The sequence below is a fragment of the Acidisarcina polymorpha genome (genome assembly GCF_003330725.1).
In the GTDB taxonomy this organism is placed as follows: domain Bacteria; phylum Acidobacteriota; class Terriglobia; order Terriglobales; family Acidobacteriaceae; genus Acidisarcina; species Acidisarcina polymorpha.
In genome coordinates, this window is sequence record NZ_CP030840.1 from 1,484,391 (window position 1) to 1,497,555 (window position 13,165).

Consider the following 13,165-nt stretch of genomic DNA (forward strand, 5'->3'; position numbering starts at 1 on the left):
GGTTTAGCGGCTGATGCGGCGTTTGACCCAGACTTTTTCGGCAGCCATTTGGCCGAGTACGGTGGCGCCTGCTGACGTCTCTATTGAAAGAGTCTGGTCGTAGTTTTTCTTGAGGACCCTGACTCTTCCGCCGGGAGCGAAGCCGAGTTGATGCAGGAAAACCAGCAGCTTGGGGTCGCGCTCATAGAAGCTGACGACGTTGTATTCCGCGCCTTCGACCGCTGCCGATAGCAGAATATGGCCGCGCTTAGCGCGCTGCGCGGGGGTCTCCGGGAGAACGGTGTTGCCGTGCGGGCAGAGTCCCTTATCGCCCAACCGCTCAATCAATTTGGCTTCGAAGGCAGGAGAGACGGCGTGTTCCAGATGTTCCGCTTCGTCGTGGATCTGGTACCACTCCATGCCGAAGATCTCGGTCAGCATTCGCTCCACCAGGTGGTGGCGCAGAGCGGTCTTGGTGGCGGTCTCACGGCCTTTTTGCGTAAGCCGCAAAATCCCGTCGGCCTTGACCTCGACGTAACCATCTCGCTTCAAGCGCTTGACCGCCATGGTCACTGCCGGAGCCGACACCGAAAGCCAGTGAGCGAGGACCGCTGGAAAGACGGTCTTGCCTTCGCTTTCGCTCTCAAGAATTGCCTTGAGGTAATCCTCTTTCGAAACTGTGATTAACTCGGTCATGCAACGCTAGTGTTACTTCCAGACTACACTGAGAGGAGTTATACTCCTGCGCTGGGGCGAAAGGAAGTCACTGGATGTTCGCAAAATGTCATCGGTATCTGCTCGTTCTGTTCGCGGTGTGCCTGGTTGGGTCTGGCTTGGCATGGAGCCAGGCGGCGCTCGTGCTTCATGCGCCAGAGGCCGCCAAAGTGCTTCCGGAGTCGGTGTTTTTTCGGGGGCAATCCGCTCCCTTGCAACTGCGAAATTCCGCTGGCATCAAGTTCGACGATGGGATGTTCGTGCTCGCGGCATTGGTCGATACGTCGGGGTATTCCACGTCCGTCCAGCAGAAGTACCAGGCCTACTTCATTACGGAAGCTGCGATTGAAATCAACGGACACAGCCTGGCTCCCGGGGCTTATGGGGTAGGCTTTGTCGGAGGACATTTCGGGCTTATGGACATCGGTAACCACGATCTATTTTCGGTCGACTCCACCCGGGATACTGAACTGAAACGACCAACTCCGCTGCAGATGATTGCGGAGGAGACGACGCCGGGGCGCTACCGGTTATATGAAGGACGCGACTATGTTGTCATATCGCGTCCCGCTTCATCGAAGTAAATCACCGGCGTGGCCATCCGCTAACGAGAGCTCGACCAACTTAGTTCTCGTCAGAGGCCGGCGGACTGCCGGCGAGGATCACCACTTCGCGCTCTTCCGTCGCAATCCTGGGATCCAAGGATTTTCGAGCGGCCTTGGATATCGAGGACTTCTCTGCCGGGTGACTTTCCCCGCCTTCCTCTGGTTCTCCGGGAACCGGCGGATCGACCGCAGCGAAGTTGAGCCGGTAGCCAGCCTTCGCGGCTGCTGAAAGTAGCGATCCGATGGTCGCTGCGAGCTTCCGCAACCGTTCCTTCTCGGCGGCCGGATCGATTTCCATTTTGACCAATTCGGGGAGCGTCGACCACCAAATCATTTGCTCGTGCGACTCCTTGTTAAAGAACCAGCCATTGCTGGTCTCGTGCAAGCCGGTGAGCCAGCGTACGTCGGGGTCCTTCCACCACCCTTCGGCTTTGGGGTTCGTCACGCTCTCTTTGTCTAGCGACGCGGTATCTAGCGATGCGGGATCTAGCGACGCGGGAAGGAAGGCAGCACGAATGCGGGCAGCCGCGCGCCACGCATCCTCGCCTTCGATGCCCATGGAGGCGAAGGTCTCGCCGAATGCGGACCTTAAGCGAAGCTGGTCGAAGAGACTGACTGCCCTGGCATCGATCGCGGCGCTTAAGGGCTGATGACCGGCGTCTTCCCCGGCTTCGATCCACTCCGCTAAAACCCGCAGCAGCGCCCATCCCAAGACCGGCGCCCATAGACGGGTGCTATCGATAAGCGGGCTTCTGCTGGGGAATACGCGCCGTGCTTCCGCCGACCATAGCGAACCGCCAGCGCCGTCCTTTTTCACAACCAGAGTCTCCTCCATCTGAGGAATGCGCATCGTCTTGCGGAGCAAGCTTCTGAGGCTGATGGCAAGCTTCTCGGAGTCGAGCGACTCCTGTTCCGTAGAACCGGTCTTGGCGGGAGCACCTGAGAAACGATAGGCCTGATGGAAAAAGACACAAGCACGGTCACAAATGGTTTCGTAGAATTCGTGCCGCTTCTTGTGCACGGCGCTGGATTTGAGATCGTGCGCATCCTTTTCAGTCAGGACATCCTGCAATTCGGAGAGTTCTGCCAAAGTGCGGATCAATGCCGGATCGAGCACGGCACGCAGAGCGTTCGCGACCGGTTGCAGCTTCAACTGAACCAGCGCTTCATCGAGATCCCAAACGCCCTTGCCGTGGAGTGAATCGCAGAGCTTGTCCCAGGGATGTTCCTTATCCACTCTGAGTTCCCGCCAGTGCAGCAGCACACGATACTGATAGGCATGGAGGGAGACCGATAACCCCTTGTCGCGGAGTTCCTTCGCCCGGAGCATGTATTCGAGCCCGCTTACGGTTTCGCGATAGGCGACGAATGTTGAATCGTCGGGGGGTAAAGCGAGTGCATCTTGAAGCGGGACCTGCCGCAAAGTACCAGTAGATTTGTCGGCAAATGCGGCGGAATGATGGATCGTTCCATGAGTCTCGCCGTAATGGTTATGGAACAAGACAATGGCCCTCTGCTCGCCGCGGCGATTCGAGTAAGCGTAGACATTCTCGTCAACCTCGCCATTTTCTTTCCAGAAGTCATAGAGGACGAAGCTGCCACTCTCAGCGAAGAGTTTGCGTTCGCGGAGCAACGGCGCGATCTCGCGCTGATGCCGATCGACGAGGCTTTGATTCGGAGTTTCTTCGTAGCGAGGCCGGTAATATTCCATCCCGTACTTCTCGGTAAAGCCTTCGATCTGGCCATGACCGAACATCGGCAATCCGGGCAGCGTCGCCATCATCGTGGCGACTCCGAAGTACTTGTCCCCGGTGCCGAACTGGTCGATGGCGGTGCGCTCATCAGGATTGCTCATGAAGTTGACGTAGCGCTTCATGATGTCGGGATCGAACTCCAGCGTATTTTTGAGTACCGACCGATACTTGGCATTGTCTTCGTCGCGCAACATGACCATGAAGGCGCTGTTGTAGACGCGGTGCATGCCGAGCGTGCGAACGAAGTAGCCCTCCATCAGCCAAAAGGCCTCGGCCAGCAGCAGCGTGCCGGGAACTTCCGCGGCGACCCGATCGACGACCTCACGCCAGAACTCGTGCGGCATGAGCGCGTCGAACTCGGCCTGGGTCATGCTGTATTCGGCGCGGGAAGGAATCGCTCCGCCACTGCCGGGGAGCGGAAACCAGAGGCGCTGCACGTGACGCCGCGCCAAGGTCATCGCCGCGTCGAAGCGGATGATCGGGAAAAGCCGCGCAACCTGGAGGATGGTCTGAATGACCTGCTCGCGAACCGCGGCGCTCAGATAGTTCAACTGAGCAGTGTCGTTCCACGGGAAGCTGGTGCCGTCATTCCCGTGATAGACGTAATCGATGTGGCCGGTGCGATTATCGCGGCGGCGAAAGACCACGGCGGCATCGGTCTGTTCGTAGTAGTGATCTTCGATCTTGATCTCGACGCGATTGTCATTCGACAGATCGGGACCGTCGAATCGATATGCCGGATAGGGTGAATCCGGACGAGAGAGAAACCACTCCGGATGCTCAATGACCCAGGTTGAATCGATGCCCATGTGATTGGGGACCATGTCGCTGGCCAGGCGAATCCCTCTGGCCGCTGCACGATCGCGCAGGTTCACATATGCTGCGTCTCCACCCAAATCCGCTGACACGTTATAGGAGGCGAGCGAATAGGCCGATGCCACGGCGTCAGGATTGCCGCATAGATGCTTGATGGTCTTCGAGGCGCGGCTGCGCTCCCACAACCCGATCAACCAGAGGCCGTTCAAGCCACGATCGCGCAGGATGTCCAACTCTTCATCGGGGATCTGGTCGAGGCGCTCGATCTGGCGGCCATATTGACGGGAGAGCTGAACGAGCCAGACGTAGGTGCTCTTGGCAATCAACACCACTCTCGGCATCCACTCCACATCCGGACTAAAGCGCTCATACTCCTGATCGGAGGAAGTAAAGCTCGGCACATCGGCGTGGCTCCCCATTTCGAACTGGTGCCACTCCTGGCGGCGCTGCCCGATGTCGCCGCCGTGAGGATGAAATCGCATCCAGATGGCGGTTTCTTCCTCTTTCAACACGTCGACCGCAAGCAGGAGCCGGCGAATGTCATCGCCGAGCAGCTTTGGCCAGTTCTCTCGCAGGAAGGCCAGTTGGCCATTCAGGGAGTTTGGCGCTGCACGAAGCGGCGCCTGCAGCAGATCGAGCAAGCTCACTTTGGGGCTGTTGGGGTTGTCCTCGTCGAGAGAAATAGCCGGCCTGCCGGCGAAATAACTTCCAAGATCTGCTGTCACCGCGGGATAGTCCGTAGATTGACCGAGGCCTTGATCGTCAAAGAGCTCTTTGAAAGGACTGAAGGCCTGATTCTGATTGGCGAGCCACAGTAACAGAATCTCTTCGAGCGCGGCTTCGCGATGAGGCATTCCGCCCGTCGATCCGGCGAGCCATTCCTCCGGCTTCTCCTCACCGCGGAAAACAGCGGTATTGGGGAACTCGGCGACGAAAGAGCGCAGCAGCTTATCGACGCCTTCTCGACCGATCTTGGTCTCGAACCAAAAAAGCGCGCGGGTCATCACCTGCGGGTCATAGTTCTTGCGGTAATACTCGACCAGAGCATGGCTGATCTCATCGATCAGGCCCATAGCGAAGAGCGCGGCCGGGTTAACGATCGCCTCCGGATCATTCTTGGTATCGCGTACTTCATTCATCCGGTTGGCGAGTTCGCGGCTCGCCGCCAAATCCGCGAAGACCACATTGCCCGTATAGCTGAAGAGGACGTCGTTCACCTGATACCGGCTACGAGTGGCGCGCGAAATGTGGAACTCCATCATGGCTGCTTCCTTTTTTTGTGACACTTCTTCTTGCAAATGCAGGACCACTCTAGGGTAGCGAAAATCCGAAATGACAGCCTTTTCCGTTGGAAAGGCTTTGCAAGGATCCATGTTCCACGCTACACCTACCCTGCTCCTGCTCAAGGGCCTGCTTGCAATAGCCAACGCAGAACCGGTTTCTCCTGACGCGGCCTTGACAAGCCGCGACGAGTTCACACTACCACCAACAAACCACGAAAATGCTCATCGGATCCTGAGCCGTCCGTCAGTTTAGCTAAGAGGTCATCTGGTGGGATGCACCGGAAGGGATTTGGGCTGACTATGGGGGGCGGCGGAATCGATGGAGCTTGCCGGGCGCAATCTGCTGAGGGCAGAAATAGCCCGACAAGCCAGCATGGAGCAGCGGAAGAGCGGGGTTAAAGAGAACTTCTCTTGCGGTTAGGGGCTGACGACGATCACACTGAAGGTCCCTGGGAGGATTGCCGGACGGGGCCGCGGGTTGTCGGCGGTCGGGGTTGGCTTTGGGCCAAAATCGGCAGTCACCAGGTAAACCTTGCCGGTCGACGGATCAAGGGCCATGGTGCGAGCTCCACGTTTGGTGGGTACGGTTTGGAGGACAGAATAGCTGTCCGCTGAATCCTGATGGACAATGGTCAGTGTTCCTTCCCCGTTCGAACTAAAGGCCAACGCTCGTTGAGAGTCGAAGCCGGCAGCGTCGGGACCATCTCCGATCTCAGGCGTGGCGACTACTTTTCCACTGTCGGCGTCGGTGATCGCCATCTTCTTCCCATCGCATACCGAGAATAGTCGGCGCTTGGCCGGGTCGATCGCGAGACCCGAAGGCGACTCGCAGGGGGCGAGCGGCCAGGTGGCCGTCACCTTCAGGGTTGCGGCATCGATTCGCACGAGATCGTTCTTGTCTTCGATGTTGACGAAGACGGTCCCTTTCCCGTCGGTCTGAGCAAACTCGGGTTTGCCGGAAAGTGGAATTGTGGCGATGACCTGGTTGGAAGAAGTGTCGATGACGCTGGCATCGTTGCTGCGGCCATTGAACGCAAACACATATTTTTTGGTCGGTTCGTAGAGGATGGCGTCCGGGTTCTTGCCAACCGGCACGGAGTTCACGACCTGGCGGGTGGCGCGATCGAAAACCCGCACCATGCCCGCGCCCCCGTCACTGATATAGCCGAGCTTGCCAGCGCTGTCGAAGGCGACACCATGGGTACCTTGTAAACCGGTGATCTCTCCAAGCACTTTGCCGCTTTGCAGGTCGACCACCATGACACGGGCCCCGCGGGTGATATACAGCAGGTGTGCGGCCTCGTCGACCTTAAGGTAATCCCAGCCGCCGTCGCCGCCCAGCTTCCAGGTCTGTTCCACGTGGTAAGTGCCAGCCTGGGCGGCGGCGAGCATACAATTTCCTTGAAGACTCACGACAGCGGCAAGAACGGCGAAGCTGCGGCCGAGCAGCCTCGAAATGCGTGCGAATTTCATCCGGACCCCTCTTTTAAATCTCCAGTATGACCATAAAGCAGCAATGTGAAGCCAAGCTGAAGACGGGCGATGGTCGAAGGGCTCGCCTGTCGAGCGCTACACTATTAAGACCTACCCGTTGCGCACTACACTGCGGAAGTTTGGGCCCTCGGCATCTCGGCGGCGTGCTCTTGAAGCACCATGCCCGGCAGTTCGACGTTCAGCAGCGTGCCTTCCCCTGGCCAGCTTTCTATCGAAATCTTTCCTCCGTAACGCTCGACAATTGCCTTACAAATTGCCAACCCCAAACCGGCGCCGCCGGTATTGCGGGCGCGCGATCGATCTTCGCGGAAAAAACGGTCGAAGACGTAGGGCAGAGCTTCTCTCGATATACCTTCGCCAAAGTCCCGCACGCGAAAACCTTGTTCTGTGACGGCCAGCTCCACCTCGGAATCATTTCCTCTCGGGCTGTGCTGAATGGCATTCGCGAGCAGGTTCGAGACCAGCGTTGAGCAATCGGCTGCCGGCACTTGCGTGTGGAAGGCGAACGCAGCGGAGACAGTGATCCGCACCCCGTGCAGCTCGGCGAGCGGCCGCAGCTGGAGCGCTGCCTGGTGTAGACATGCGTTCAAATCAGTCGCTTCCGCGCCAAGCGAGGGAGGCTGCGGCGTGGCTTGTTCGATGCTCGCGAGCGTAAGCATCTTCGCAACCAAATCTTCGACGCGTCCACAGTCATTCAGGCACTGGGTTAGGCCTTCGCGATATTCGGTTAAAGTGCGGTCCTTGTAGGCGAGCAGTTGCAAGGAGGATTTGACGATCGACACAGCGGTTTTCAACTCGTGGGCGGCATCGCTGATGAACACCTGCTGCTGGCGAAACGATTGCTCAAGCCGGGAGAGCGCACTCTGGAGCGCAGTCGCGAGGGGACGCAGCTCGCGGGCCGCGTAAGCTTCTTCGGGAGCTTGGAACTTCCATGAATGCACCGAGATGCCGGAAGCTTCGTTGGCCAAGGCATGGAGCGGCATCATTCCTCGACGAAGGAGCAAGGCTGCGGCAAGGGCGGTGAGCGCAAGTAGAAGAGAGTTCCCGAAGGCCAGAAGCCTGGCTTCGTCCTTGAGCGCATGCCATACCGGACGCAAGGGAGCGGCATAGTAGACGACGATCTTATGGGGGATCCCGGGGCCTTTTGCGCTGGGGTCGATGTTCCGGGTGAGATGGAGGACTAATGCCCGATAGTCGCGGCCGTTGACTTCGGTCTGGCTGAATGGAGCCCCGGCTCGGGGCGGCACTCCGGCGAGACCATTCCAATTCGGAGAGCGGCCGATGAGCGCGCCGGATTCTTCCCGCACTTCGTAGATATCGTTTCGGGGTAGATCGAGGACCGACGTATCGAGAAAGACGCTATCTGCTTCATCTTCGAGATCCTGAACGGCGCCGAATACGGAGTCGGCGCGGCCGCGGAGCATGATATCGAAGGTCTTGAGGTGTTGTTGGCGCAGGTAAGCCAACTCGATGGTGGTGGTGAGTGCGGCCAAGAGAAATTCCACAGCGAGAATGGTGATGACCAATCGCCGGACGATTGAATATGCTTTCACTCGGCAGCCTCCTCCCTGGCGTCGTCGGCTTTCAAGATCAAACGGTAGCCACTTCCGCGCAGCGTCTGAATCAGGGGCGCATCCAGACCGCGATCCAGTTTTCGGCGCAGGTTTGAGACATGCGCCTCGATGACATTCGAATGCCTTTCCCAGTTGTAGTCGTAAAGATGCTCCAACAGAGCCCGTTTGGAAACGACCGCCTTCGGCTGATGAACCAAGTATTCCAGAATGCGGTATTCGGTGGGAGACAGATCGATGATCTCTCCACGCCTGCTGACAGTGCGACTCAGAGTGTCGACTTCCACATCCCGGACGGTTAGAACGGGATGGGCGATTCCCTTGCCCCGCCTAACCAGCGCCTTGATCCGGGCAATCAGCTCTCCCAGGTCGAAAGGCTTCGAGAGGTAGTCATCCGCGCCGGCATTGAGGAGTTGAATGACTGACTCTTTTTCGCTGCGAGCGGTCAGTACCAGAACGGGCGTCCTGTCGCCCTTCTTTCGGAGTCTAGTCAGGACTCCCAGGCCGTCGATCTTGGGGAGCATGAGGTCGAGGATGATGAGGTCATACACGCCATCGGAGGCCAGGTAGTGCCCGATCTCTCCATCCTCGGCGATGTCGGCGGCGTAACCGGCGCCCTCGCGGACGGCAGCGGCGATATTCGCGGCTAGTCGAGCTTCGTCTTCAACAATCAGAACACGCATGGCGACTCGGCATCAGCTTAGGTGTAAAGCACAGAAGCACCATAGCTGCGGCATCTTAAGACTGTCTGAAGGTGATGGGGAGCACGCTAGGCCTAGGCCCGTAAGGACTCGCTAGTCACCAATCGATGAACGACATAGTTATAGGGAGGGACGCTGCGCCCGCGCAGCAGACCGAGGCCAATCTCGATGATTCTGGGGCCATATTCGTTCACTTCGTGAGAAACCGATCCGATGATCGGGCTGCCGGGCTTGCGCATCTCCTCCACTGCCTCGGGAATGCAATCCTGCCCGACGATGACGACCTGCTTGCCACGCTTCAACTCCTCTACGGCTTGCAATGCCCCGAGGGCGCTGGTATCGGTTGCGGCGGCCACAAGAATGCGCTTGTCCCGGGGGTGGCGCTTGAGAAAATCCAGGACCAGGCGGTAGCTTTTCTCATGCATTCCGCGGCCATCGATGCGCACAAACGACTCCACCGGGATTGCGTCGAGAATGGATCGGACGCCCTCGAAAGCGCCGGTGATCCGGCTTTGCACCAGTGGGCCGGCCTCTTCAATGTCGAGGCCCAGGACCCAATCCACCTGCCCTCGCCAGTGGTCGGTGGCATACTGAGCCAGAAGCGAGCCGGCGTCATAGCCAACCCGGTAGTTGTTCACGCCGAAATAGATCGCGTGCGGGTGCGGGATATCGATGGCGATGAGAGGGATCCCGGCTGCGGCGATCCGGTCGGCAATGACCGGGGCGACCTGCTGCTCCACTTGAAACTCGATGACCAGGTCGATCCGGGATTGGACGAACTGCTCTGCATTCTTCAATGCCGTCGCGGCATCGTAGCGGTTGTCCAGGATCATCAAATCAACGCCGGAAGCGGCGGCGGCAGCCTGAAGGCTCTGGGTAACGGCCTGCGAAAAGGGCATCTCGGAACTCTGACTGGCAAATCCGAAGCGCAGCTTGAGCGGCAGGCTGACCAGCCGGTAGAGACCGTCGCCGGATCGCGCGACATAACCGCGATGCAAGAGCGTCTGCAAGATGCGATAGACGCTGGTCTTCGAGAACCGGGTGCGCTGAAAAACGGCTTCAAGCGACATGGGAGCCCGCTCTGCCTGCAACAACTCCATCACGTCCAGGGCTTTCGAGAGGATGGGAATAAGGTAGAGCCGCTTCGTCGTCTTGTTTGCCAACATGCTCCCCTAGTTAGAGTTACGCTGGAGTATATCAGTGTTGAAACGAGCCAGTCCCTAATGAAACGCGGTTGATGCGTCCGCGACCCGATTTATGCCAGCCGGTTCCTTTCCCGTTATTGCTACTTGTTCCATTTGACCAACGTGACCATGCGGATTCCTGATTCGCAACCGGCCAGGAAATCATCTGATATTTATAGTTGCAAATGCGCCGCCATCGTTATATTTCAGGAACTGGTGCGGCAGGAGAAGTATGGCTGGATTGGAAGAGAAAGCCCGCAAGATTGCGTATTTCAGTGAACTAGTTGGACAATCAGCCACTGCCCCCCTCGCGGGAGCGAGCCGTCTTCCGAGACTAGCCCAAAGCGATGAACTCGGGATTACCTTCATCGGGCACTCGTCATTCTTGATCCAAATTGGGGGCCAAACCGTACTGGTCGACCCGGTGTTCGCGCGCTGGCTGGTCGTGCTTCGCCGCCTTCGCCACCCGGGGGTGCGAATTGACGGGCTGCCACCGATCGATGCGGTATTACTCTCCCACGCCCACATGGACCACCTGAACCGGCCTTCTCTGCGCAAGATCGTTGCTCACACTCGCAGGCTGACGGGCAAGGCTCCCGTGGCCATCGTGCCGTGGGGGGTCGAGAACCTGATTCAGGACCTCGGTTTTGCCAAGGTGATTTCGCTGGAATGGTGGCAGTCGTCTTTGCTTGGCGCCGTGAGTGTGACTCTGACTCCCTCGAAACACTGGGGAGCTCGCCTTTTCAACGACACTTACCGCGGATTTGGCGGCTATGTCCTTCGGTCGAGCGAGCACTCCGTCTATCATTCCGGCGATACGGCTTACTTTTCGGGATTTGCGGAGATCGGCCGCCGGCTAGCCCCCGAGGTGGCATTACTACCGATCGGAGCTTATAGCCCGGACAATTTCCGCAGCGTCCATACCAGCCCTGAGGATGCTCTGCAGGGATTCCTGGATATGCGCGCCAGCGTGATGGTTCCCATGCACTTCGGGACATTCCGGTTGTCGGCCGAACCGGTCGAGGAACCTCTGCCGCGTCTCTTAGCCTCAGCGCGAAAAGCCGGAGTTGAAGACTGTATCTGCGCTTTGAACGAGGGGGAGACCCGCATTTTCCGTCCTGGTGAAGGAACTGAGCTATCATGCCCCGGCAAACTCGCGAATGCTAAGTAAATGCATCGCGTGCTTTTCCCGTGAAGCAAGAGGCAAATCTCGAGGTTTGCCTGTTTGGATCAACTAAAGTAGTAGTATGGCAAACCCTCAGACGCGGCAACCGGCTATCGAAGCATTGCAGCAGAGGATTGGCCACACCTTTCGACAGCTTCATCTGCTGCAGAGAGCGCTCACGCATAGTTCGCTGGCTTACGAGCAGGCGACCGAGGAACGCAGTGGAAGCGCTCCAACTCCCCAGATTCCTGCTCTCGACCTTTCCGATAATGAGCAACTGGAATTTCTCGGAGATGCGGTGGTTGGGCTTATCGCCGCTGATTCTCTCTATCGCCGCTATCCTGAACTTCAGGAAGGCGAACTGACCCGGCTGCGGGCGGCGCTGGTCAGTCGGAAGCACCTTGGGCAGGTGGCGGCGAAGCTCGATTTAGGAGCGGCGCTTTTTCTGGGTAAAGGCGAAGAGCGCAGCGGCGGCCGCAAGAAGGCTGCATTACTTGCCAACACCATCGAAGCAGTCATCGGCGCTTTGTATCTTGATGGGGGTTTGGAGGCGGCACGCGTCTTCGTCGAGCACCGGGTCGTCGAACCTTACGTGGGAGAACTTCGCGCAACAATTGAACGGGGCGGCAGCATCGGCGACTACAAGTCCGCGCTCCAGGAGTTCCTCCAGGCCCGCAAGATCGGACAACCCCAATACGTGATCAAAGGGGAGAGTGGCCCCGACCACCGAAAACGCTTTCTGATTGAAGTACGCATGGCGTCAGCAAAGGTCGAAAGTGAGCCACGCATCCTGGCGCGCGGCAGCGGCACGACGAAAAAACTGGCTGAACAAGAAGCTGCGCGGCGCGCTTACCTGAAGCTTCTGCACGAGTCCGATCAGAGCTCCTTCGAATCTGCTGAGCGGCTGCCCGAGGAGTTGGTGTCGTGAGCACACCGACCGCCGCCACTCCGCGAGATTCTATGCTCCCCGCGACCGCGCCGGTGATCGAGGAGCCTCCCTTCGGCGCGATTCCTCTCTCTGACGTGACTTTCCCGGCGCGGCAGGAACACATCGTCCACCACATTATCTTTCCGCATCTGCTCGACACGGTGCGATCTTTCCTCTCGGTGGTCGTCATTGCTCTTTTTGTTTTGACGTTTATCGTGCAGCCATTTCGGATTCCCTCCGAATCAATGGAGCGCACTTTGCTGGTGGGGGATTTTTTGCTGGTCAACAAGATGGCGGAAAGTCCCGGCGGCAGCCTTTGGTTCTGGACGCTGCCTTACCGGCAAGTCCATCGCGGCGACATTATCGTCTTCCATTTCCCGCTACAGCCTGGCGAGCATCTGGTGAAGCGCGTCGTCGGCATTCCGGGAGATCACATCCGGCTAATCAACGGGATCGTCTATCTCAACGGAAAAGCTCAGACCGAACCATATGCGGTTTATCGTGGGAACTATCCTGACAGCTTCCGCGACCAGTTCCCTACCGGCCAGTTCACCGATCCTGGTGTGGACTCGCACTGGTGGCTGAATGTCCGGCGCAACCTGCAGGATGGGGAGATAGTCGTGCCTAAGGGGCACTATTTCGTCCTCGGCGATAACCGCAACAACAGCCGAGACAGCCGGTATTGGGGGTTCGTTCCTCGAGAAAACATCGTTGGACGGCCGTTTGTCATTTACTTTTCCGTCCGCAGCGTCTCTCCCACCGACCCGTCGCCGCTGCCCGGCGATTCGCTTGCGCATGGAAACAGCCTGGTCAGCGCCTTGCTTGACTTCGCCAGATGGGACCGGATGTTTCAGGTGGTTCGGTAGGGCGCAGCCAGAAGGATGAGAAGCTGGGACGAGGAGAGATCCAGCTCCGTCCGGAACGTCCCGAAGCGGAATGCCCTGCGTTTGTGTATCCAACCTGGTCCTATT

Annotated in this window: 10 protein-coding genes; 4 read left to right on the forward strand and 6 right to left on the reverse strand. The window is 58.4% G+C overall.

Annotation, left to right across the window (positions count from 1 at the left end):
- Nucleotides 1–3 precede the first annotated feature (3 nt).
- Nucleotides 4–675, reverse strand: coding sequence for a metal-dependent transcriptional regulator (locus ACPOL_RS06535; protein WP_114206348.1), 672 nt, complete (start codon nt 673–675; stop codon nt 4–6).
- Nucleotides 676–749: 74 nt separating this feature from the next.
- On the opposite strand from ACPOL_RS06535, the gene ACPOL_RS06540 reads away from it, so the two are divergent.
- On the forward strand, nt 750–1,277 hold the full coding sequence (locus tag ACPOL_RS06540; protein ID WP_114206349.1) for a hypothetical protein: 528 nt from the start codon (nt 750–752) through the stop codon (nt 1,275–1,277).
- Between the two features lie 40 nt (nt 1,278–1,317).
- Here ACPOL_RS06540 and ACPOL_RS06545 read toward each other — a convergent pair whose 3' ends face one another.
- From ACPOL_RS06545 to ACPOL_RS06565, 5 genes are all read right to left on the reverse strand, one after another.
- The gene (locus ACPOL_RS06545; protein WP_236657278.1) at nt 1,318–5,154 is read right to left on the reverse strand and encodes an alpha-amylase family protein; all 3,837 of its coding nucleotides are present in this window, start codon (nt 5,152–5,154) and stop codon (nt 1,318–1,320) included.
- Between the two features lie 414 nt (nt 5,155–5,568).
- Complete coding sequence (locus ACPOL_RS06550) at nt 5,569–6,624, reverse strand: YncE family protein (RefSeq protein ID WP_236657279.1); 1,056 nt, start codon at nt 6,622–6,624, stop codon at nt 5,569–5,571.
- Between the two features lie 125 nt (nt 6,625–6,749).
- Nucleotides 6,750–8,198, reverse strand: coding sequence for a sensor histidine kinase (locus ACPOL_RS06555; protein WP_114206350.1), 1,449 nt, complete (start codon nt 8,196–8,198; stop codon nt 6,750–6,752).
- On the reverse strand, nt 8,195–8,899 hold the full coding sequence (locus ACPOL_RS06560; protein WP_114206351.1) for a response regulator transcription factor: 705 nt from the start codon (nt 8,897–8,899) through the stop codon (nt 8,195–8,197). The genes ACPOL_RS06555 and ACPOL_RS06560 overlap by 4 nt, the downstream gene beginning before the upstream one ends.
- Before the next feature lie 92 nt (nt 8,900–8,991).
- Nucleotides 8,992–10,083: a sugar ABC transporter substrate-binding protein gene (locus ACPOL_RS06565; protein ID WP_114206352.1), complete on the reverse strand. Its 1,092-nt coding sequence runs from the start codon at nt 10,081–10,083 to the stop codon at nt 8,992–8,994.
- A 250-nt stretch (nt 10,084–10,333) separates the two neighbouring features.
- Between ACPOL_RS06565 and ACPOL_RS06570 the strand changes: the two genes are divergently transcribed.
- From ACPOL_RS06570 to lepB, 3 genes are all read left to right on the forward strand, one after another.
- Entirely contained in the window at nt 10,334–11,272 is a 939-nt protein-coding gene (locus tag ACPOL_RS06570) for an MBL fold metallo-hydrolase (RefSeq protein WP_114206353.1), read from the forward strand.
- A 76-nt stretch (nt 11,273–11,348) separates the two neighbouring features.
- Nucleotides 11,349–12,194 carry a ribonuclease III gene (rnc, locus tag ACPOL_RS06575; protein ID WP_114206354.1) on the forward strand — a complete coding sequence of 282 codons (846 nt, stop codon included), beginning with the start codon at nt 11,349–11,351 and terminating at the stop codon, nt 12,192–12,194.
- Nucleotides 12,191–13,060, forward strand: coding sequence for a signal peptidase I (lepB, locus tag ACPOL_RS06580; protein ID WP_114206355.1), 870 nt, complete (start codon nt 12,191–12,193; stop codon nt 13,058–13,060). The genes rnc and lepB overlap by 4 nt, the downstream gene beginning before the upstream one ends.
- The last annotated feature ends 105 nt before the right edge of the window (nt 13,061–13,165 follow it).